The organism is Pelosinus fermentans DSM 17108, from assembly GCF_000271485.2.
GTDB classification, from domain to species: Bacteria; Bacillota; Negativicutes; order DSM-13327; family DSM-13327; genus Pelosinus; species Pelosinus fermentans.
This window is the reverse complement of the sequence record NZ_AKVN02000001.1, coordinates 650079-674280: the sequence shown is the minus strand read 5'-3', so window position 1 is coordinate 674280 and position 24202 is coordinate 650079. Positions and strand designations below refer to the sequence as shown.

Here is a 24202-nt window from a genome sequence, read left to right as displayed (position 1 = left end):
TGCTTTATTTTTTAACATCCTTATCTAACGCAAGATACATGCCAAAAAAATAAAGCAGCCTTATCTTTTTTGATAAGGCTGCCCACATAGCATAAACACTGCTAGTAATCCTACGACTCGTTTACTAAGCTTATTTATTTTTTAAATGAAAGTGTGAATTTTCTTTCACACTTTTACGCCAATTTTCACACTATTCAATCTCATACTCTTGCGTCTTATAAATTAAAGCACGCCTGCTGATTCCCAGTTCTTTCGCAGTCTTCATCTTGTTACCCTGATTGCGAAGCAGTGCTTGTTTTATCAGTTTACATTCTTCTTCCTTAATCATTTCTTTGAGAGTATGCCCTGTATATCTGTCTTTTTCAATTTCATTCTGTGCAATGACGCTCTTATCCCGTAAGACCAAAGGTAAATCTTCAATAAAAATTACACTGCCAGTACTCATGATCACTGCCCGTTCAGCGACATTCGCTAACTCCCGTACATTACCTGGCCAATCATATTTTTCTAATGCAGCCATTGCTCCATCATCAAATCTAAGAATTCCTCGATCATTTTCGTAAGAAAACTTGTGCAAAAAATGATCCGCTAATAACCTGATATCTTCTTTGCGCTCACGTAAAGGCACAGAATTGAGACAGACTACGTTCATACGATAGTATAAGTCTTGACGAAAGCGTCCCTCTTTCACCATTTTTTCCAGATTTTGATTCGTTGCAGCAATGACACGAATGTCAATTTTGATCGTCTCATTGCCGCCTACCCGCTCAAACTCCCGTTCTTGAAGTACACGTAATAGTTTAACCTGTAACTTCGTAGAAATTTCCCCAATTTCATCCAAGAAGAGAGTCCCTTTGTCAGCCTGCTCAAACCGCCCTGCTCTACGCATCATCGCTCCAGTAAAAGCGCCCTTTTCATGTCCAAATAACTCGCTTTCTAGTAACCCTTCCGGCAATGCGCTGCAATTGATTTTAATAAACGGTCCCTTACGACGATGGCTATTATAATGAATGGTGTTTGCAATTAATTCCTTACCGGTACCACTTTCTCCTGTTATCAAGACACTTGCATTGCTTTGGGCGACCCTATCAATAATTCTATATAATTCCTCCACTTTGGGACTGTTTGTCAATATTTTATCTAAACGATACGAATCATTAAGTTCGCGATGCAGTACTGTAATTTCTTTTTCCATACGTTGTATCTGGATCGCACGATTGACCAATAAGGTAACTTCATCAATATCAAAAGGCTTAATGAGATAATCAAAAGCTCCAAGCTTTATCGCCTCTATCGCTGTTTCAACTGCAGCAAAAGCTGTCATTAATATGACTGTCACACCGCGATGGACCTTTTTCATTTCTTTAAACGCAGTGATCCCATCCATGACAGGCATTCGAATATCCATCAGAATCGCATGAGGCTTAACTGTAGCGCATTTTTCTATGGCATCTTGTCCATCTACTGCACTCTCTACATGGTAACCTTCCCGCTTAAGCACAGCTGTTAATAATTTTCGTACACTCTCTTCATCATCAACTACCAATATGGTGTAGTTATGCTTCATCATGCTTGCCTCCTTGATGAACAACAGGGAGCTTCAAGGTCACTGCCGTCCATTCGTTGACTTGACTCTCAATCTCCACCTGTCCATAATGGGCACTGATAATACGTTGGACTACTGCCAATCCTAGGCCAGTTCCTGCTGACTTCGTCGTAAAAAAAGGGTCAAATATTTTTTTTCGATTTTCTTCTGTAATACCGTTTCCTGTATCGGTGATTCTGACACAAACAAAGGATGGATCAGGCTGCCATGTATCGATTATCACAGATCCTTTATCAGTGATAGCCTGCATCGCATTTATGAGAAGATTCAGCAGTACCTGCCTAATTTGTTCTGCATCTGCTTCTACCTGGGGTAAACTGTCCGCAAGAAATAAACGAAATTCCACCTTATGTCTAGTCGTTTTATTTTGAACCAGCACTAAAGTGCTTTCAATTAATTCATTGATATTAACCCACATATAGTGGGTTTTATAAGGTCTTGCAAAATATAATAATTGTTCAATGACACGATTGACCCGATCCACTTCTTTAATAATAATCGGCATATATTCTTGTCGTTCCTCGTCACTATCCACATTTTGCAAATACTGCACGAACCCTTTAATCGCCGTCAACGGATTGCGTATTTCATGAGCAATGCTTGCCATAAGTTCGCCTAAGGCAGCTAACCGCTCCGCTCTATATACTTGCTCCTGCAAACTATGCTGCTGGGTTAAATCCTTAAAAACAACAACTGCGCCAATCGTTTTATTATGACTGTCGATGAGTATACTCGTACTAATGCTAATATAAATATACTTTTCCTTGACTGGATAATTAATTTCAATGCCAATATGATTTGTTCCTGATACCAATGTGTCTAACAATAAACTGTGAAACTGATCATTTTCACGAAATATCTCTTTATATCGTCTTCCAATCACTTCTTCCAGGGTAAAACCAGTTATTTGCTGAGCCGCCTGATTCATTGTCGTAATCATACCTTCTGTATCCACAGTAACAACGCCGTCAGCAATACTATACATAATATTCTCATTCAGAGAACGGGCATCAATCAGAGCTTGGGCCATATGATTAATCTCATCAACAATTTCACCGATTTCACCCTCCATAGATATAATCGGTTTCTTCAAGTTAAATCGCAGACGTTGTAGCCCCCTTTTAATTTCTTCTACATCTTTTACGAAACGGTTTGTCAGCCCCACCGTCAACATCATACCAACCAAAATGCCAATCAAAACAGACCAAAATATATTTTTGTCCATGACTTTTAACTGGGCCTGAACATCATCTGTCAATTCATTGGCCCATATATATCCCACTATTTGTCCATTCCGTTCAATGGGAAGCATAACGTTCATAATATTGCCCCGAACTAACTTGCCAAATTGCACCATGCTATGCCCTGTCTCCATTACTTTTCGCCCTGGATGCAGCTCTTCAATGGAAATACCGACTTTATTAGCATATGTATCACTGGGTCCGTAAGTAATAATAGCATCAAATTCTTTACTATAATAGCCCACACCAACTCCCGCATTAACAGCTGCAACGATGTCGGTATAGCTGGCCAACCTTTCATTCAAAGCTTTTATCTTGTCAGAGCGTTTCTCAACCAGCATGTGCCTTTCTGATAAAATTGTATCAAAACCATTGCCAAGATGATGATCAAGCAGCCTGGCAATACCAAACAGCTTTATCTGCTTTTCTTGCAGCAACGCATTTTCAGCCTGTATTTTAACCGTATATCCGATCAGTAAGATAGGTATACTGACAATCATTAATATCAATAATAATATTTGATAACGTAATGTTTTTGGAAAAAAGCGTCTCATCCTTCTCATCCTCACTGCTTGTACATGATGTATTTAGGGCAGTATATTTTTAATCCTGTCTTTAATTTCATCCGGTAAATCCACAGCCGTTGTGAAGTTGACAAATCCCTTTTCCGGTACAGCCTCTTTAATGATCACAGCATCCAACGGTTTATACCCCAATACATCAATCGTGCCTATATCAGAGTTATATAACGCCTGATGGAAATCAATGGTTACCTCATTCCCCACGATTTTAACTCCCAAGCCATAACCAGGTTCAACATGACCTACAAATTTTGTAACCATAGCCAAACTGACTTTAGAAAAAATCCAGGATACAATCGGTTTATCAGGCAATTTTTTATCTACGATTTTTAATTTCATAACAGAACTATCTTTATTATGTTCAAACTGCTTTATATGGCATATAAAAGCCATACGCCCGGCTTTTTTCGTTAAAGCAGTAATTTTCAGCTTATGATCCTCTAAGGACGTGACGGACAATTCTTTTATTTCTTCACTATCTTCTATCGTTGAAGCTAAGTACTCATTCATCACATCATCAGGAACCGCTACTTTCCCTCGTTCCAAATTTCTAAATGTCTGTAAATCCCAAGTTTCTTTTAACACCCCAATAACACGGGAAAAATTCGGTATTGACTTTTCGATGCTCCATCCCTTCACGCTATCCATTACATGATCTGAAATAACAACCGGCATATCCATCATCTTATCTATTCCCCCTTAGAACGGACCATCCTTTTTTATAGCTCATTATATATAAATCACATCGGCTATGCAATATGCGAAAAGTCAAAACAGAATCGAACCACAGAGGCGCAGAGAACACAGAGAAAAGATAAAGATGGTAAAAATAAAATATTTTGAACCGCGAAGACGCGAAGATTACGAAGAACAGGTCGGCTAAAGTATAAAAACGAATTGAACCACAAAGACGCAAAGGACACAAAGGGGGTTTTATTTATATTTTTTTGTGCATTCCTTTGTGGTTCTGCTAAACCTTTTTTTGTTTCCCCTATAAAAAAGCAAATAAGCCCCGAACAAGCGGAGCTTATTTGCTTTTTTATTTTCTCTCTAATTTATTATGGATTTAGGGTCGGGTGCTTCGCTATAATCAGGTGGAACCGTTCGTGACAGATGCACCCAGCGAATGATAGAGTCAATGAGAACAACGACAACTAGTATAAACATGACACCGCTGACACCAGCCAGAAGGTAATTTTTTGCTGGTAAATAGGTATTGAAAATATTCATATAATCAGCGGTAAATGTAACTGTTGCTAAAAACATCATGGGCATAATGGTGATCCAGGCATAGCGGCCCCGTCCCATACGGAAGAGCATGGTAGTACCAATTGCTAACGTCAAGGTGCCTAACAGCTGATTTGAAACACCAAATAGAGGCCAAATCGTAGAAATATTCCCCTGGAGTACCAGGTAGCCCCAAGCAAAGCAAATTAAAGCACTAGTAAAGACGATACCGGGCCACCAGTGAGTATCTTTGAGTGGTTTATAGATTACGCCACCCATTTCTTGCAATAGATAACGACCAACACGAGTACCAGCATCAATTAATGTCAAAATGAATAAGGCTTCAAACATGATACAAAAATGGTACCAAAAGGACATGAGTGATTCCATTCCTGGTATTTTAGAGAAAATATGAGCCATACCGACAGCCAAAGAAACAGCACCGCCGGGACGCCCGGTTATATCTTCACCAACCATTTCTGACAGATGGGGTAATTGGTCTACGACTAATCCTAATTTTGCAAATGCTGCCGGAGTAGAGTTGATGGCAAAATAATCAGCCGGATTCAAGCTGGTAGCAGCAATCAATGCCATTAAGGCAACAAAACTTTCGACTAACATAGCACCAAAACCAATAGGAAGAATCTCTTTTTCATTCATGATCATTTTAGGTGTCGTACCTGTACTGATTAAAGAGTGAAACCCAGATAACGCACCACAGGCAATGGTAATGAAGACAAACGGCCAGGCTGGACCGCCAATAACGGGTCCACCGCCATTCACAAATTGACTGAATGCAGGCATTTGGATTTCAGGTCTAACTACAATAATACCGATAGTCAATGCAGCAATGGTTCCAATTTTCATATAAGTACTCAAGTAATCCCGTGGTGCCAGCAGCAGCCACACTGGCAATGCAGCGGCAAAAAAACCGTAAAAGGCTAACATAATTGATAATTGCTTTACATCAAATGTAAAATACGGTGCCAATGGCGAATGCTGAATCCACGGACCAACAAAAACAGCAGCCAAAACCAATAGCACACCAATGATAGAAGCTTCCTGGATTTTCCCAGGGCGCAGCCAGCGCAGGTAAATACCAATAAAAATAGCAATCGGAATAGTGGCAGCAACCGTAAATGTACCCCAAGGGCTATTGTACAAAGCATTTGCTACTACTACAGCCATACCAGCCAGGGTAATCACCAGCAGAAATAACACCGCAATTGAAGTGCAAAAACCCGATAAATTACTGACTTCCTTCTTTGCTATCTGCGCCACTGATAAACCATTGTGGCGAACTGAGGCAAACAATATTACCATATCGTGGACAGCCCCAGCAAAAACAGCACCAATTAATAACCACAGCGTGCCTGGCAGATAACCAAATTGGGCAGCAATAACCGGACCTACCAACGGGCCAGCACCAGCTATGGCTGCAAAATGATGACCAAAGGTAACCCATTTGTTTGTGGGAACGTAATCCCGCCCATCGTCCATACTTACCGCAGGAGTAACCCGTTCTGAATTCAGCGTAAGCACTTTGGCAGCTATAAAGGAACCATAAATGCGATACGCAAGGGTTAACCAAAGCGCGGCAATAATAACAAGATAAATACCGTTCACAATAAACCTCCTCCTTATTTTTTGAATACTCTTTAAGATTCCACTTATACCATACCTCAAGTACTACCATCGGGAAACAAAAAATGGTTCAATGGAATAAATTAGTCGATAATCAGAAAGGAATCAGGGTTCATTGGAAATAGCCATTTTTCCCCTCTTATTCTCTGTGGTTTATACGCGCTATTTTAAAAAGAAAAAACAATTGAAACGCGAAGGTGCGAAGGTATAAAAGACACGAAGGAATAATCCTCTTCGTGTCCTTCCTACTCTTCGCGTCTTCGCGTTTCAAAAGGTTTTATTTACCCAATCTTCTATGATTCAAGTTCTTCTTTAAAAGAAACTTATAATTTCTTATTGCCGCTGCCTGGTAATAATGCGCACGACTCTTTCATATACGAGATAGTCCCACATCCATTTTACAAATACAACGGCACGATTACGAAAATCAATGAGTCGTAAAATGTGTACAAAGGACCAGATAGCCCAGGCAATAAATCCATGAGTCTTAAAGTTACCCATGTGCACAACCGCTGCATTACGTCCAATGGTTGCCATGTTTCCCACATCTCTATATGTGAATTTCTTAAGTTCCTTACCGCGTATTAGGCTGCGTATATTCTTTGCCGTGACTTCAGCCTGCTGTATTGCTACAGGCGCAACCATCGGCAAAGGCCTTTCCCCTTGCATAAATTGAGCCGAATCACCAATCACAAATACTTCAGGACGGTTAGGCAGCTGCAAAAATTCGTTTACAATCGCCCGCCTCATACTGGCCTGCTCAACCTTTAATGTATCGATCAAAGAATTGGCTTTTACTCCTGCTGCCCAAACTACAGTATAGGTTGGAATCACTTCGCCGCCCTTTAGACTCATTTTTTCCCCATTATAATCTGTAACCTGAACACACAAACGTACTTCTACATGTTTGCGGATTAACGTTTCTACAGTAGCATCACGCAACTCTTTTGGCATGGTTGCAAATAATTTGTCGGAAGCCTCGACTAACATAATGCGTACTTCTTTAAAATTCAGGGTATGGTATTCTTTCACCATAACATGGTAAATCAATTCCGATAAAGCACCTGCAGATTCCACACCAGTAGGGCCACCGCCTACAATCACAAAGGTTAATAATGCTCGGCGCTTATCAGCATCTTTCTCATGAGCTGCCAATTCAAACATGCGCAGTACATGATTACGGATCATAACGGATTCATCTAAGGTTTTCATGCCAAATCCGTTTTTCTCCATAGACTCCATACCGAAATAATTTGTCGAACCACCTGCTGCGATCACCAGATAGTCATAACCAATTTCACCAGTATTCATGGTAACGACTTTATTATCAAAATCCACATCCGATACTTCTGCTAAACGAAAGTCTACATTTTTCTGATCCCTAAATATAGCACGAACAGGATACGCAATGTCATCTACAGATAATCCAGCTGTTGCTACCTGATATAGTAACGGTTGAAATAAATGATAATTATACTTATCAATAAGGGTAATTTTCACTTCATGCTTTGCTAATGCACGAGCTGTACGAATTCCGCCAAAACCAGCCCCAATGATTACAATATGGGGTGGTTTTAACGCTGTTTCATTTTGCATTTTTTATGTTCCTCCGTCTCTTCCTCTCTCTTCTCTATAACAATAACATATTCATAAATAACATTCACTCCCGCTGACAGGCTGTCTCATATATTTTTACTCCTTAAATCTCAATCAATCGTCTTTTTTCTCGTTTTTTCGCTATAACAAAAGGCTATCTATCTTATAGCTTTTTTCAATGAATTCTGTCTATTTTTTCACGTAGCCTTGTAAAATTTGGATTCAGCTTGTGAAAACGAATCGAACCACAAAGACGCAAAGGACACAAAGGGTTTTATTTAAAATATTTTGAACCGCGAAGATGTAATTCTTCGCGGTTCATTTTTTTTTATAAATGCTACACATTTTAATGAAACTTATGCTTTCTTTATTGGTGAATATTATATATCTTTTTGCATTCTCTGGTGAATCACTCTAGCAACATGTATGCCGCTGGCACTGGCCTGAGATAGACCGCGTGTGATACCTGCCCCATCTCCAATACCAAACATATTCGGAATCTCCGTCTCTAGCTGTTCTGTCAACTTTAAGCGGGAACTATAAAACTTTACTTCTACACCATATAGGAGGGTATCATCATTGGCCATCCCAGGTGCAATTTTATCCAAGGCATAAATCATTTCAATTAAATTATCCAGATGACGTTTTGGCAAAACCAAACTCAGATCTCCCGGGGTCGCGGCAAGAGTTGGCTTGGTAAAGCTTTGATCTAATCGATGTTCATTGGTTCTGCGCCCTTTTATCAAATCACCAAAACGTTGTACTAGCACTCCGCCACCTAGCATATTGGAAAAAGAAGCAATTCGCTTACCATATTGCTGAGGTTCGTTAAAAGGCTCTGTGAAGCGATTACTGACTAATAAAGCAAAGTTCGTATTCTTACTATGAAGTTTTTCGTCACGATAGCTGTGACCATTCACTGTAATAATACCATCTGTATTTTCCGCTACCACATATCCTTTGGGATTCATACAAAATGTACGAACCAAATCACCATACTGCTTTGTGCGATACACTAACTTCGCTTCATATACCTCATCTGTAATATGCTGAAACACTTCTGCTGGAATTTCCACCCGTACACCAACATCCACTTGATTGCTGGAAATCGTCAGTCCCATCTTTAGGCATTTTTCAGAAAACCATTCTGAGCCGGCACGGCCCGGAGCTGCAATTAAATAGTCACAGCAAATCTCTTCCTGACTATTTTTCATTTTTACAATAAAGCCTTCTTCTTGTTTTTGGAAATCTTCTACGTGCTTATTAAAAACGATCGTGATTTTCTCTTTTAAAAATTCGTAAAGACACTTTAAAATATGTAAATTATTTTCCGTACCTAAATGGCGAACTTTTGCTTGCAGCAAATGCAAATCATGAGCAATTGCACTTTTGCGAATACTGCTGTTCTTGGTCGTGAAGAATTCTTTAGGTGCTCCATATTTTATATTAATCGAATCTACATAATCAATTAACTCTTCCACTTGCGCATCTGTAAGATACTCATTTAACCAGCCTCCAAATTCACTGGTGAAATTATACTTACCATCAGAGAAGGCTCCTGCCCCACCAAAGCCGCGCATAATACTGCATGGTTTACAGTTTATGCAATGTTTCACTTTCTTTTCTGCTATAGGACATGTTCTATGATAAATATCATGGCCTTCTTCAATCATAGCTAAAGAAATAGCTGGATTGCTGGACACTAGTTCATAGGCGGCAAAAATTGCCGACGGACCTCCGCCAATAATCACTACATCATATTTGCTTTGCATTACCTTGCTCCTTCTCATCCATATTTACGTTAGAAAAACGCTACGCGTCCTTAAAAAATTAGACCTTTTGAACCGCGAAGACGCGAAGAATAGGAAGAACACGAAGTAAACATACTCTCTAACCTATTAACTTCGTCTCTTCGTGCCTTCGCGATTCCGTATTTTTGCTCCAAAAAGAACTTATACTTTCTATGCTTATTAGAAAATTTGGCTGGTGCCAGGCTTCACAAAATAAAATCTTTATAATTAAGCTTCTATATATATAAATACAACATTAAAAATAGACTTGTACTTTTACGCTTTTACAAATCCAGAAACTATTATAACCTATTTTTATCGAATTTTATATAGGAATACACTATTTTTGTTCGGATTTTTATTTTGCGTTTCTTTATTGACATGGCTATAAAACATTGATATAATTCATTTATAAATTTTATACGAAATAGGCAATGATGCCTTCGCAAAGTACTCGCGGAGGCTTTTACTGTTTATCAGGGACAATGGCGTCCTAAAGGTCTTACCACCTTTAGGCGCCTTTTTGTTTGCCTAAAAGTATAAAATACTATATCTTACGATCTAATTTAATCATGGGAGGTTTTAACATGAAAAAGCTACTGACTATTATGAGCACTTCTGTCCTTATGATGCTGCTTAGTCTCGGAACAGCCTTTGCAGATGGCGCAGAAGCCGCCGCCGAGGTTGCTGCCATCGACACAGGTGATACTACTTTCATTCTGCTAAGTGCTGCACTAGTAATGCTTATGACACCTGGCTTAGCCTTATTTTATGGTGGTATGGTTAGAACTAAAAACGTACTGAGCACTCTTATGCAAAGTTTTTTTATCATCGGACTTATTACTGTACAATGGGTACTATGGGGCTATTCCCTCGCTTTTGGACCTGATATCAACCATATCATCGGCAGCTTAGCCTGGTTCGGCTTAAACGATGTTGGCCAATTACCAAATCCTGACTATGCTGCAACGATACCTCATCTGCTTTTTATGGTTTTTCAATGTATGTTCGCCATTATTACAGCTGCTTTAATTACAGGATCTTTTGCTGAGCGTATGAGATTTTCTGCTTTCGCTGTATTTATTGTCATTTGGGCTACCTTTGTATATGACCCTCTTGCACACTGGGTATGGGGTGTCGGTGGCTGGATGCGGGAAATGGGCATCCTGGATTTCGCCGGCGGAACGGTTGTTCATATTTCCTCAGGTATTTCTGGTTTAGTAGTGGCTTTGTTTATTGGCAAACGCAAGGGATACGGCACGGAAATTATGCTGCCTCACCATTTGCCTATGACCCTCATCGGTGCTTCTCTTCTCTGGTTCGGCTGGTTCGGCTTTAATGCCGGAAGTGCATTGTCTGCCAGTGGCTTAGCAGTCAGCGCTTTTGTTGTTACTCACGTAGCGGCAGCCGCTGCTACACTCGCTTGGGTTTTAACCGAATGGCTCTACAATGGCAAACCCACTATACTAGGCGCAGCGAGCGGTTGTGTGGCCGGTCTTGTGGCAATCACTCCTGCTGCCGGTTTTGTTAGTGTAATACCTGCTATTGTGATCGGTTTAGCTGGCGGTGCTATTTGTTTCTTTGCTGTTAGTATTCTAAAAGCAAAACTTGGTTATGATGATGCTCTTGATGCCTTTGGCGTTCACGGAATTGGCGGTACTTGGGGTGCAATCGCCACAGGCCTATTCGCCTCTACAGCTGTAAATCCAGGTGGTGCTGATGGATTATTTTTTGGCAATCCTGATCTTGTTTGGACTCAATTATTCGGCGTTGCAGTCACCTGGGTTTTTGCAGCTGTTATGACCTTTGTGATATTAAAAGTAATTAGCATATTCATGCAAGTACGTTCTGATGAAAGCCATGAAGACATTGGTCTGGATATTGCAGAACACGGTGAACGGGGTTATAGTTATCAAGATATAACTGCTGGTTCTCCTCTAGCCTTTTCTCATGCTGCCAGTCAATCAGAACCAATCAATAGTTCAATTTTACAAGCCTCACATACTAAATCTCACTAAATCAGAAAGGTGGTAATCCTTCATGCAAAAAATAACCAAAATTGATGTAGTGACTCGCCCCGGTAAATTGGAAGAGTTAAAAGAAGCCTTAGCTGACATTGGTGTAATGGGTATGACAGTAAGCCAGGTATTTGGCTGCGGCTTGCAAAAAGGCCATACTGAAGTATACCGTGGTAAAGAATATAATATTAATCTTTTAGCCGGCATAAAAGTGGAAATCGTAGTATGCGAAGTTCCTGTCACAGCTGTAATCGAAACGGTAAAAAAAGTATGTCGCACCGGTAAAATCGGCGATGGTAAAATATTTGTTTATCCCATTGAAAATGCCGTTAGAATCCGTACTGGCGAAGAAGGCGACATTGCCATTATGGATCGCCAGGAAGATAACTCTTGATACATTGATTAATAACATTCCTCTTTTCGATAATCCTCCTTTTGAACCTGACAGTTTCGACTGTCAGGTTCTTTCTTGGTATACTAAATTCAAAGCCATTAAACGCGAAGATCGCGAAGAAATGTAAAAGACACGAAGAAATAATAAGATTGCTATAAGCTCTTCATGTTCTTCGCATCTTCGCGGTTCAAAATGTTTTTTACACATTGTATCTACTTTAGAGTCTTGCCTGAATATCCCTCACTTTATGCATTATAATTGAATTTTCCCACACTTTATTATCAATGGTCAGGAGGAATCTAACCGTAAATAGCTAATTATCAGTATATGCAGCATCTTCACTTCGTTGCTTCTTACATTATGATGAAAGGCGGTAGCCACCATGTCGATCATGACCAAAATCGATATTATCACCCGTCCTGGCAAGCTGGAGGAATTGAAAGAAGCATTAAATGCAATCGGAGTTACAGGTATGACCGTAAGTCAAGTATTTGGTTGCGGGCTGCAAAAAGGTCATACTGAAATATACCGTGGCAGAGAATATAACATCAATCTTTTAGCTGGAATCAAGATAGAAATTGTTGTCTGTGAAGTTCCTGTAGAAAAAGTAGTGGCAGCTGCAAAGAAAGTCTGCTCCACGGGAAAAATCGGCGACGGTAAGATTTTTATTTATCCTATTGAAAACGCAGTGCGAATTCGTACAGGAGAAGAAGGACCTGGGGCTATCCTTGCCCCTAAAGATATCCCATAACACGCCTTGACGCAGCAGCAGTGGAAAATGTATAATAAGTCAACCAAAAATTACATATATTTATATCATTGATAAAGACAGGGGAATTATATGAACGAAGAAATACTAAACAAAATATTAGTTTCGATGGAGAATATTACTAAACGTCTTGACAGCTTGGAAGAATTAACTTCAGGAGAATTGCAAAAGTTACACGCAAACATTGATTTATTATCAGAGGATCAGCAAGATGATATTGTCAACACTTTATATCGAATGGATGCCAAAATTACTGCTATATTAGAAACGCAAAGACTTAACTTTGAAATTCTTAAAGTTTTTTCAAATGATTCCGTACATCACTAAAAGCAATGAAAAATACACGGCTCCTTGCCGTGTATTTTTTTTATTCTTTCCTATTGGGTAATTCTCGCCATGCCTGCTGCAGCCCATCTTCTAATTCTTTAACAGCTGCTTGCAACTTGGCAAAGACCTGCTCAATATCAATTAGCTGACCTGCATCTCCCATCTGCTCCAGCTGAGCAGCGTATTCCACAACTGTCTGATTTCCGAAATACGTTGCTGCACCTTTTAAGCGATGAGCACTGAGCTTCAAGTGGTTGGCATCTTTTTCGCTTACAGCCTGCTCTATATGTCGCATATATTGCGTACCATTGTCCAAAAAGCAGCTAATAACAGCTTTCACTGTATCCACATCACCCTGACAAATGCTCAAAAGCTGATCCAAGTAGGGATTAGCTGCCACTTGGCTCGACTCTTTGTCCATTTCCCCCTGCCCCTTAGACTTTGCATACCGCCCATAAAACAGTTTTCTGACTACATTATTTAATACCTCAGCATCCAGAGGTTTACTAATATATTCATCCATCCCGCAAGACATCAAACGTTCACGGTCCCCCTTCATCGCATAAGCTGTCATAGCCACAATCGGAATATGCCGCTCATCCGCCCATTGTTCTTCTAGATCACGAATGGCAGCCGTCGTTTGTACCCCATCCATTTCAGGCATTTGTATGTCCATAAAAATAATATCAAATTGTTCTTTGTTAAAAAATTCTATCGCCTGCTGTCCATTGGAGGCTAATGTAACATTGTGACCTTGATTGGTCAGCATTTTTACAGCTACCTTTTGATTGATAAATTCATCCTCGACTAATAAAACCTGCAGCTTCTCAATACGTTGCAATTCCTTGTTGCTTTCGGGCTGTTTGAGCTGCTCTAATGGGTGATTGCTCAAAGTTATTTGGCAAACCTCAAAAGAAACGGTAAAATAAAAAGAACTGCCTTTGTCTAAGCTGCTTTCAACCCATACTCTGCCACCCATGATTTCAACCAAGTGTTTCACAATACTAAGTCCTAAGCCGGTGCCACCATATTTTCTCGTGGTGGAAGAGTCAACCTGGGTAAATTTATGGAAAATAATATTGATTTTTTCTGGGGGAATCCCGATTCCCGTATCCCGTACAACAAATAATAAATTCACCTGATTATCAAGATGCTGCTTAACATTCACAGCAATCGAAACTAAGCCGGTCTTCGTAAACTTTACCGCATTATCTGCTAAATTCATTACAATTTGCTGCAGACGCCGAGGGTCACCATACAATCCATCGGGTACATCCTGGGCGATATGAATCACACACTGCAATCCCTTTTTCTTTGCCTTCATTCTTAAGATACGATGAAATTCACTCATTACATCCCGCAGGGAAAAACAAATATTTTCCAATTCCAGTTTTCCATCCCGAACTTTTGAAAAATCAAGTAAGTCATTTAATAAAACCAGGAGTTTTTCTCCTGAAACCTGTACCAATTCTAAGCACTCCCGCTGATCGGGCTGCAATTTTGTCCCTAGCACCAGTTTCGCCATTCCTAAAATACCATTCATCGGTGTGCGAAGCTCATGGCTAATAATTGCTAAAAAATCATCCTTTGCCTGATTTGCTTTTTCAGCTTTCTCTTTTGCTTCCCGCAGCGCTTTTTCCAACTGCATTTTTTCGGTAAAATCTTCTAAAATTAAAAAAGATAATACCATCTCACCGATCACTTTCGTTGTAAGATTCACAGATAAATCTTTTACTTCTCCTGAAGCTAAGGCATGCCTTGCCATAAACTGATACTCTCCGACATTTGCATATTGACTGCTGTTCTTTTCTCCATGTTCATCAGGGGGATATTCAATAAATTCTTGTATCAGACAGCCAATTAAGGGTGATTCATAGAAATTTTCTGCTGCTGCATTGGCTTCTAATATATGACCCGTCTTACTCTCAATAATCATCATCATGGCTTGATGGTGATTAAACATCATATGAGCTAAGGCTTCCGTTTGCAGTAATTTTTCTTCTGACTGTAATAATTGCTGAAAGCGTTGTTCCGCCAGCATACGGCTGGTAACATCACAGAGCACAATCACCCTGCCAAAATTTTTTCCCCGATGCTGCAAAGGCGTAGAGTTGACTTCATAATAGCTTTCGCCTTGCTGAAGCATCGTCGTGTATTTTTGAAACTTTTCGCCTTGTATCGCTTCCACTAGCCACGTTGCTGCAATTCTTTCCACAACGACCCCTACAACATTGACTTTCTTAATGCCTAAGATTTTCTCCAACTGGGCATTCATGTCCAATATTCGGTCCTTTGTATCAAGTACGAGAATACCATCCTCCATATTCTCAACAGCTAAGCTTTTTGCTGCTGGAACAATCTCAAAGAACTTAAACGCAATAAGACTAACTAGAATACATAAAAGGGCGATACCAGCACTTATCATTGCAATATCTAAACCTTCATATAATAAGAAAGCGACAATTTGTAATGTGATACCAATAAAAGCTACACTCCAAAAAAGCCATAATCCATATATAAAGCGATATCGCCAAGCATAAAAGGACATCGCATATGACATGCCCACTATAATTAGCAGTAGTATTAATGACACATTTATATGTTCCATGAAAATCACCTTCTCAAATACGATTACCACTTATTCATAATATAGATGATTTACTTCTAAACCACATCTGCCAAAAGATATAGTTTTGCAATAACTTAAAAGATATTATTTCATCTTTCACAAAATTGTAGGAAGGCGAAATAAAATAGGAATATCTTTCTTAGATATTCCACTTATGTTACCTGGATATAAGTCCCATATTTTTTGCTTTCGCCACTGCCTTAATCCGATTATTTACTGCTAATTTACCAAAAATGTGGTGCACATGCGTTTTAACAGTACCAATGGTAATTCCCATAGCTAAGGCAATTTCTCCACTGGTAAAACCAATGCCTAATAAACGCAGAACTTCTCTTTCCCTTTCTGTTAATGGTTCTGTTAATGCAGCCTCTTGGGATATTTCGCCTGCAGATTGTCGATATTTATCAAGACCAGCAGCAAGGGCCAGCACTAAGTCTTCCTGGCAGCAAGGCTTAACCAGGAACCGAAATACATTTCCTAAGTTCACCGCTTGCATGGCAACGTCTAAATCTGCAAAACCAGTAATCATGATCCGAACCATATTCGGTACCATGACACCTACAATTTGCAGCAGTTCAGCTCCATTCATATCCGGCATATATTGATCCGATATAATGACAGCAAATGCCTTATCCTTCTTTATAATTTCCAAAGCTTCATTTGCATTTGCCGCAGTAACAATTTCCGCATGCTGTTCCAGCATTTTACTGTGCACTAATAGAGCTATACCATCATCATCAACCAATAGTACTCTTTCTTTTCTCATACATGAACCTCCCTATATAACTAGATGTACGAATCCCGCTATATAGTAAAAAAGATTTTTGGAAATCTATGAATCAAATCACTGCTTCTTAACCTTTGTTACTTACCTCGTATTTCTTCGAAATCTGCTGTAGTAAGAATAATCGATTGAGGTTCTGGTGCTTTTAAAAGGATTTCCAGCGTATTTTTCTTGTCATCTACGCCTCGTTTTGTAGAGTAACGAGTTTCTTTTACAGTCTCATTATTATTTTGCAATTCAAGAGCAATCTTTAATCGGTAGTTCTTAGGTACATCAAATTCAACTCTTTCACCGCTTGAAGCTGGCTGTATAAAAAAACTTTGCCCCATGCCAGAAATTCGAATGCCATCAATTTCGTTTCCTAAAAAAGGGTACTTCCAGAAATAATCCGGATTCTCAATGGTTATATTTACGGTTACCTTTATGAGGTCACTATTTTGTATAGGTGCAGCCTGAGTAACAGACAGCCCTATCCCTAAACCCAAGAAGGATATCATCAGTATAACAGCCTTTTTCTGAAACCACTTCATCTGTTTACCTCCTTATGCCAATAAGAAAATAATACCATAAAAGGATCAAAAATGGTAGTATTCTTTGAAAATCGTTTGTATTCGACTATTATATTCTCGAATCGAGTCTTTTTATAGCTGAGGCTGTCCATCTTTGTCATTACAAGTACCCCGGCACTCCGGGAAACGGGAGCATCCCCAAAATGCCCCATTCTTGCCATTGCGCAGTTTTAATACACCCTGCTTACATCTCGGACACTTCACTACATTTGCATCTTTATTTTCAATCTGAACTTCTTTGGCCTTTAAACATAAGCTCGTAATAAATTCTGTCTGCTGACCAATAAAACTATTGAGCTCAGCTTTTCCCTCCACCATACGATTAAAGATAATCTCCCATATAGCTGTGGAATCAGGGTAGGTTAATTCTTCCGGCAATGCATCAATGAGAAGATAAGCCGATTCCGTAGGATAGAGGTATTTTTTCTTTTCTTCTAAAAAAGACCGTACTGTCAGTTCTTTTATAATAGAAGCCCGAGTGGCCTCTGTGCCTATTCCAGAAACATCTTTGAGATGTTTTTTCAATTCAGGATTCTTAACATATTTATGTATTTCCTTCATAGCCTGCAGCAGCGTACTAGAGGTAAAACGTACTGGCGGCTTTGTTGTCTTTTTTTCTAACGAAGCACTGATAAAATCAGCCTTATCACCTTTTTGCATATTAGGCAGAGTCTTACTATCTTCATCCTCTTCTTCTTTGACTTCACCGCCATAAAGTTCTTTCCAGCCCATTGTCACAATGACTCTGCCATTAGCAACAAAATCTTCACCTGCATATTCAAGCTCTGCGCGAGTCTGATTATACACGTGAACAGGATAAAATTGCGCTACATAAGCCTGAGCAATTAAGAAATATAAATTTCTTTCGATTTCTGGCAATGTGTTCATTTTACAGGGTACTTCCGTAGGAATGATCGCATGATGGGCCGTAATCTTTTTATCATTCCAGGCACGGCTCTTAATTGTTAGATCAGCCTTCCCTGACCAGACTGCCAGCTCTTCCTGATGACTATTGCGTAAATTAGCCAGGATGACAGTGGCATCTGCTTTTTGAGACTCTGGCAAAAAATCACAATCCGAACGGGGATAGGAGGTAAGTTTCTTTTCATATAAATTCTGAACTCCAGTCAAAACAGCCTGAGGATCATATCCGTACTTTTTTCCAGCCAGAACCTGTAGGGCCGACAAAGAAAAGGGGAGGCGCTGGGGTTCTTTTTTTTCATTGGTATCACAAGATACGATAGAAACGTCTTCTTGTGCTTTTTCCAGTTTCTCAATCAATGCTTGTGCAATAACAGGATCAACTAAACGTCCTTCTGAATCCCTGCCTGGCTGTTCGTCTTTTGCTTTCCACGATGCTTTAAATGGTCCATTCTCATGTTTTATGTCTGCTTTAATTAGAAAGTAATCTGCTGCTTTAAAGTTTTTTATTTCCCGCTCCCGTCTCACTACCAGCGCAAGAGTAGGAGTCTTAACCCGGCCGATGGGTAATGTAATGTCGTGACCAGCGCTTTGAGCGGCTAATGTAAACGCACGAGACAGGTTCATTCCAACAAGCCAATCAGCCCGTGAACGAGCTAAAGCCGACTGATTTAAATTAAAGAAATCCTGATTACTGCGCAAATTTGTAAGTGCTTTTTTTATACTTTTTTCATCCAGTGCATTTACAAGAATACGCATAACTGGTTTTTCATTATGAGTATATCCTAATACTTCATCCACCAGCAATTGTCCCTCCCGATCCGGGTCACCTGCATGAACAATTTCTGCGGCTTTACCAATGAGAGTCTTAATAATATTAAACTGCTTCATACAGGAATCAGCCACTAACAGCTTCCACTCCGCAGGAATAATGGGTAAATCTGCAGCCCGCCATTTTTTATATTTTTCATCATATTCTCCCGGTTCTGCTTGACGAAGAATGTGACCAAATACCCAAGTCACCACCCCGCCGCCGGTTTCAATATATCCATCTTTGCGAACGAGAGGGCCAGGCAGGCATTTTGCAAGTTCTGCTGCCATACTCGGTTTCTCTGCAATAAATAATTTCATGCGACTCTCCCTGTCATCTGTTTTAAATCTATGATTAAGTTAATTTGATCTAGCTCCGGATTAAACTTTCCTGAACCTTTATTTTACACGATTCTTTCTAATTACCGCAATGATTTTCTGCCAAGAAGAAAGAACATTGACAAGATATCAACAGCTACACTACATAATTATAAAAAAGAGCCGTCTACTAGGGTAAAACGATTTGCTATTCTGAAGAAAATAGTATATAATGCATATAGGAAATTTCATTGGGGCGTCGCCAAGCTGGTAAGGCACGGGATTCTGATTCCCGCATCCGCAGGTTCGAGTCCTGCCGCCCTAGCCATGTAATTTCAAAAGCAATACATTATTATGTAAATTTACCCTGCATTCATTGCAGGGTTTTTATTATTTTGAAAAGAAAAAATACTTAAAACGCGAAGATACGAAGAAGGCGAAGAACACGAAGGAATATAACATGCCCTTCCTCCCTTCGTGTCCTTCTTACTCTTCGCGCCTTCGCGTTTCAAACGTTTTTTCCCCCTGTTCGCTTTTATGCTCTCTTACACTTCTCACTCCAGGAACAAAAGCCTTTTCAAGACTTTTCTTTACCGATTGGTAAACCATTTTATAAAATCCTCACTGAGCAAGGGTTTCGAAAAATAATATCCCTGTATCTCATCGCATTCCAGCTTTCGCAGAAACTCCAATTCCTGTTTTGTTTCAACACCCTCTGCAATGGTTTTTATCTTCAAACTCTTCCCTAAAGCCACTACTGCCTCAATGATCGCTTCATTCACCGAGTCCGTCGACAAACCACGTACAAAAGATTGGTCAATTTTCAGCCGATCCAGAGGGAAATAGCGCAAATAACTCAGACTGGAAAACCCGGTTCCAAAATCGTCTAAGGATAAATTGATTCCCATTTCTTTAATAAACTTCAGCTGCTTGATAACAAATTCCGGTTTTTGCATGACAACGCTCTCTGTTAGTTCCAAATCTAGATATCCTGGTTCAATACCACTTTCTTTTATAATATTAGAAAGCATCGGCAAGAATTCCTTTTCCTGAAATTGAATGGCAGAAATGTTCACGGAGATGGGAATTGGCGGTAAGCCCTTTCGAATCCACTCTTTATGCTGCCTGCACGCTTCAGCCAAAACCCATTCACCAAGGGGAATAATAAGGCCTGTCTCTTCTAAAATTGGAATAAAATCTCCTGGAGGTACGATTTCGGAATTAGGACGCATCCAGCGGATCAGAGCTTCCACTCCAATGAGAGCTTCTGTTCGACTGTCCACTTGGGGCTGATAAAATAAAACAAATTCTTCTCTTGCCAATGCACGCCGTAAATTATTTTCAAGCATAAGACGTTCCGATGCATATTCATTCATATTGGCTTCAAAGAACTCATAAAAATTACGTCCGTTATCCTTCACCTTATGCATGGCTGTATCAGCATTGCGAATCAGCACTTCTGCCGTATCTCCATCATCAGGATATACACTGACGCCAATACTTGCAGTAATGATTAACTCCAATCCACCATGCAAGAGAGGTCTTTCCAAAGCACTCATGACCTCATGAATTACTTTTATAATCTCTTCTTTCTGAGAAATCTTTGGTACAATAAAGTTAAAGGTATCGCCACCAAAACGCGCTGTTAGACTTGTTCTCTTAGAGCAGGTCTCCAGCCGGTCAGCAAGCTCCTTTAAGACTTCATCCCCCACTTTATGCCCTAAAGAATCATTAATATTTTTAAACCGATCCAAATTAAGCGAAATAACTCCTACGCCGCTGCCGCTGTGCCGAGCCCTTTCTATATCTTTTGCTAATTGTTTACCTAAGACTTCCCGGTTGGCTAGCCCCGTTAACGCATCATGCCTTGCCAAATAATGAATCCGCTCTTCGGCGGCCTTTTTTTCACTCATATCGGTAAATCGTGCCAAATAATTAATCAAATTGCCTTCTTCATCTTTAATCTGATCAATGCGCAGCCATTTTAAATAAATTACACCATCTTTTCGCTTCTCCCAGATCTCTCCTTCCCAAGAACCTGTTTGAATAATTGCCGCCCACATATTTTGGTAAAAGATCTTATCATGGCAGCCAGACTTCAAAAGGCTCGGCTCTTTTCCAATGACTTCATCAGAGGAGTAGCCTGTAGCTAAAGAAAAGGCGCGATTTACGGCAACAAAGCGATTCTCTTTATCCGTAACTGAAATCGCCTCACCGCTGCTTTCAAATATCTTAGCCCAGATCGGCATTTGTTTTTCAATCATCTTACTCTGTACAGGAATCAAATTAAATAATGTCTCATATTCTCCCATTTGATGATTCAATTTTTGATAAGCCTTATTTTTCCGCCATAAAAGAACAGCCAATTCCGTCGCCAGCACAATCAATATTTTTGCAGTATCAGTAGTACTGCCAATCGCAATTTTGCCCCTTCTGGTATCCTCCAGAAAAATAAATTCTTCTATATAATCACAAGATGTGTTCATCTGTAAACTTCTAGTATGTTCATCACCAGAAAGCCTGCACTTTTCTCCAAATCCCAAAGCACCAGACTCAGCAAGAAGTACCCCCGTTTGATCCCAAATCATAACAGGGTACCCACTTATATTATAAATTAAAGCAACAATCTCTTGAGCAATAGACGTGCCCGACTCTACTTTCAAAACACTTTACCTCCGCTCTTTAACTCTCTGTATATATAGGAGCACTTGCAGCTCTATTCTAAGGATTAGTCTTATACTTCGACAAGATACCACATAATTCCTATAATAAAACCTATGATTGCGGGACTAAAAATAAAAACCAAAATTCCCTAATCGGCAATGCACTTTAATGATGTACAAGCTTCGGTGATATTTGATACAATAGAGTAAGATATGAATGAGAAAGGAGCTTCTTTGCTATGCAAACTCCAACCCCGCCAACGAGACCAACGCCTCCTACGCCTCCCAGTGTGAATCCTAAATCTTCTGAGAATAGTGCTGCCGATGTACCTTCATCACCACCCGCATCTAATTCGATTAACGCCGACAAATCAGCAGCTGTAAAGACACCAGCGGAAAGCAAAACGACTAGTCCGCCTCCTGCAGCTACAAAGAAGGCAGCCTCTCCCTCCTCGACCGATAACACTCCTGTCCCTGCGCAACCTTTTTTAGGAACATATCAGGAAACTTCATCCCAAACCACCTCTGCCCCCACTGTATCCACCTCTAAGAATAAACCTTCTCCTTTTGGTTTCGGCTTCTTCTTTTCTCTTGTATTACTCATTGCCATTTCTCTTGCCTGCTTTCGCCTATGGAAGAACACGCAGCAAAAGCAGCGAACCATTCTTAATTATTCTGCAGACAGTCAACAGGATCTTCTGAATTTAATGAATTCCTCAGCAACCGCTTCTCCTTCTCCTCAGAAAATGGTACTGATAAAGAAGAAAGCATCATCCAAAATAAAAGGCAACTTCGAAGTACGAATTTAAGTCTTTAAAAAAATAAAAACCTTTTGAAACGCGAAGATGCGAAGAACACAAAGGACACGAAGGAACATTTATGGCTCTCTTCGTGTCTCTTTTATTCTTCGCATCTTCGCGGTTAGTTGCTTTTCATCGCTACTATAATAGATTTGCGCCCTTATTCCTCCTACAAAGTAGAATGGAAAGTACGATTATCTACAAGAATCTTTATTCTGTCTAGTATCATTTACTTAGCAGCAATAACATCAACGCCCATATATTTCCTTAATACTTCTGGTACAATAACGGAGCCATCAGGCTGCTGATAGTTCTCTAAAATGGCAGCTACGGTACGACCAATTGCTAAGCCCGATCCATTGAGAGTATGTACAAACTCTGGTTTAGCCTTTGCTTCCCGACGGAATTTAATATCCGCACGACGACCTTGAAAATCCTCAAAATTGGAACAAGATGAAATCTCCCGATAGGCATTGAAACTAGGCAGCCATACTTCAATATCATAGGTCTTAGCAGAAGAGAATCCCATATCACCGCTGCATAAAGCTACCGTACGATAGGGCAGACCTAATAGTTCTAAAATACGTTCTGCATTATGTGTTAATTTCTCCAACTCTTCATAGGAATTTTCAGGTAAAGAGAACTTTACCATCTCCACCTTATTAAACTGATGAAGACGAATTAGTCCACGAGTATCGCGGCCGGCAGCCCCTGCCTCCGCGCGGAAACAAGCACTATAAGCAGTATAATATAAAGGTAAATCTTTCGCATCCAAAATTTCACCACGATGGTAATTGGTAATTGGCACTTCAGCCGTAGGGATCAAATAATAATCCAGTCCCTCTAACTTAAACATATCCTCGCCAAATTTAGGCAGCTGTCCCGTACCTGTCATACTCTCTTTATTCGCAATAAAAGGAGGGAAAAATTCAGTGTAGCCATGCTCGCTCGTATGTACATCCAGCATAAAACTAATGAGTGAGCGTTCCAGCCTGGCACCTAGACCGCGAGAAAAAGTAAAACGTGCACCTGTCACCTTGCCGCCTCGTTCAAAATCAAGAATATTAAGCTTCTCGCCAATTTCCCAGTGAGGGAGTGGTGGCTGCACAAATGTAGGCAAAGTTCCCCAATTGCGTACCTCTACATTATCCTTTTCATCACGTCCGACAGGGACTGATTGATGAGGTATATTCGGGATATCCATAATAATGGCCTGCAATTTTCCCTCTACTTCTTTTACCTTACCATCTAATTCAGTAATTTGGTCACCGACCAGACGCATCTGGGATACTAAATTATCCGCATTTTCTTTTGCTTTTTTCAAGCGACTGATTTCAAGAGAAACAGTATTACGCGTATTTTTAAGCGTTTCTACCTGCCCTAATAGCTCCCGGCGTTCTTTTTCCAAGGTTAAAAATTCATCTAAACTAAGATTCATTCCACGCTTTACCAAGGCTTGCTGCACTTCTTCTGTATGGTCCCTAACAAATTTAACATCAAGCATGCTAAACCCTC

At 40.0% G+C, this 24202-nt stretch carries 17 protein-coding genes and 1 tRNA gene; 5 read left to right on the top strand and 13 right to left on the bottom strand.

From position 1 onward, the window contains the following. Window positions 1–190: 190 nt before the first annotated feature. The 6 genes from FR7_RS03020 to FR7_RS02995 all read right to left on the bottom strand — a co-directional run bounded on the left by FR7_RS03020 (window position 191) and on the right by FR7_RS02995 (window position 9667). A complete protein-coding gene (locus tag FR7_RS03020) occupies window positions 191–1570 on the bottom strand; it encodes a sigma 54-interacting transcriptional regulator (protein WP_007938688.1) in 1380 nt (459 codons plus the stop codon). Further along, window positions 1557–3401: a two-component system sensor histidine kinase AtoS gene (gene atoS / locus FR7_RS03015; protein WP_007938687.1), complete on the bottom strand. Its 1845-nt coding sequence runs from the start codon at window positions 3399–3401 to the stop codon at window positions 1557–1559. Before atoS ends, FR7_RS03020 begins: the two co-directional genes overlap by 14 nt. A gap of 33 nt (window positions 3402–3434) precedes the next feature. Further along, window positions 3435–4112 carry a hypothetical protein gene (locus FR7_RS03010; protein ID WP_007938685.1) on the bottom strand — a complete coding sequence of 226 codons (678 nt, stop codon included), beginning with the start codon at window positions 4110–4112 and terminating at the stop codon, window positions 3435–3437. Window positions 4113–4478: 366 nt separating this feature from the next. Then, window positions 4479–6281, bottom strand: coding sequence for a carbon starvation CstA family protein (locus FR7_RS03005; RefSeq protein WP_007938683.1), 1803 nt, complete (start codon window positions 6279–6281; stop codon window positions 4479–4481). 351 nt (window positions 6282–6632) lie between these two features. After that, a complete protein-coding gene (locus tag FR7_RS03000) occupies window positions 6633–7895 on the bottom strand; it encodes an NAD(P)/FAD-dependent oxidoreductase (protein WP_007938681.1) in 1263 nt (420 codons plus the stop codon). A gap of 380 nt (window positions 7896–8275) precedes the next feature. Further along, window positions 8276–9667: an NAD(P)/FAD-dependent oxidoreductase gene (locus FR7_RS02995; protein ID WP_007938679.1), complete on the bottom strand. Its 1392-nt coding sequence runs from the start codon at window positions 9665–9667 to the stop codon at window positions 8276–8278. Between the two features lie 605 nt (window positions 9668–10272). On the opposite strand from FR7_RS02995, the gene FR7_RS02990 reads away from it, so the two are divergent. The 4 genes from FR7_RS02990 to FR7_RS02975 all read left to right on the top strand — a co-directional run bounded on the left by FR7_RS02990 (window position 10273) and on the right by FR7_RS02975 (window position 13193). Beyond that, window positions 10273–11703, top strand: a complete 1431-nt coding sequence (locus FR7_RS02990; RefSeq protein ID WP_007938678.1) for an ammonium transporter — start codon at window positions 10273–10275, stop codon at window positions 11701–11703. Between the two features lie 22 nt (window positions 11704–11725). After that, window positions 11726–12097: a P-II family nitrogen regulator gene (locus tag FR7_RS02985; RefSeq protein ID WP_007938675.1), complete on the top strand. Its 372-nt coding sequence runs from the start codon at window positions 11726–11728 to the stop codon at window positions 12095–12097. 382 nt (window positions 12098–12479) lie between these two features. Next, window positions 12480–12848 carry a P-II family nitrogen regulator gene (locus tag FR7_RS02980; protein WP_007938674.1) on the top strand — a complete coding sequence of 123 codons (369 nt, stop codon included), beginning with the start codon at window positions 12480–12482 and terminating at the stop codon, window positions 12846–12848. Window positions 12849–12938: 90 nt separating this feature from the next. Next, window positions 12939–13193 carry a hypothetical protein gene (locus tag FR7_RS02975; protein ID WP_007938673.1) on the top strand — a complete coding sequence of 85 codons (255 nt, stop codon included), beginning with the start codon at window positions 12939–12941 and terminating at the stop codon, window positions 13191–13193. A gap of 40 nt (window positions 13194–13233) precedes the next feature. Here FR7_RS02975 and FR7_RS02970 read toward each other — a convergent pair whose 3' ends face one another. The 4 genes from FR7_RS02970 to FR7_RS02955 all read right to left on the bottom strand — a co-directional run bounded on the left by FR7_RS02970 (window position 13234) and on the right by FR7_RS02955 (window position 19227). Next, window positions 13234–15801, bottom strand: a complete 2568-nt coding sequence (locus FR7_RS02970) for an ATP-binding protein (RefSeq protein ID WP_007938672.1) — start codon at window positions 15799–15801, stop codon at window positions 13234–13236. 178 nt (window positions 15802–15979) lie between these two features. Continuing rightward, window positions 15980–16588, bottom strand: coding sequence for a response regulator transcription factor (locus tag FR7_RS02965; protein WP_007938671.1), 609 nt, complete (start codon window positions 16586–16588; stop codon window positions 15980–15982). Window positions 16589–16686: 98 nt separating this feature from the next. Continuing rightward, a complete protein-coding gene (locus FR7_RS02960) occupies window positions 16687–17136 on the bottom strand; it encodes a hypothetical protein (protein WP_007938670.1) in 450 nt (149 codons plus the stop codon). Between the two features lie 111 nt (window positions 17137–17247). Beyond that, window positions 17248–19227, bottom strand: coding sequence for a DNA topoisomerase 3 (locus FR7_RS02955; RefSeq protein WP_007938669.1), 1980 nt, complete (start codon window positions 19225–19227; stop codon window positions 17248–17250). 249 nt (window positions 19228–19476) lie between these two features. Between FR7_RS02955 and FR7_RS02950 the strand changes: the two genes are divergently transcribed. Further along, window positions 19477–19552 (top strand) — tRNA-Gln (locus FR7_RS02950). A 262-nt stretch (window positions 19553–19814) separates the two neighbouring features. Here FR7_RS02950 and FR7_RS02945 read toward each other — a convergent pair. The 3 genes from FR7_RS02945 to serS form a co-directional block, all read right to left on the bottom strand. After that, entirely contained in the window at window positions 19815–21887 is a 2073-nt protein-coding gene (locus FR7_RS02945) for a putative bifunctional diguanylate cyclase/phosphodiesterase (RefSeq protein ID WP_007951971.1), read from the bottom strand. A gap of 166 nt (window positions 21888–22053) precedes the next feature. Next, the gene (locus FR7_RS02940; RefSeq protein ID WP_007951969.1) at window positions 22054–22353 is read right to left on the bottom strand and encodes a hypothetical protein; all 300 of its coding nucleotides are present in this window, start codon (window positions 22351–22353) and stop codon (window positions 22054–22056) included. A 563-nt stretch (window positions 22354–22916) separates the two neighbouring features. After that, entirely contained in the window at window positions 22917–24191 is a 1275-nt protein-coding gene (serS, locus tag FR7_RS02935; RefSeq protein WP_007951966.1) for a serine--tRNA ligase, read from the bottom strand. Window positions 24192–24202: the final 11 nt, after the last annotated feature.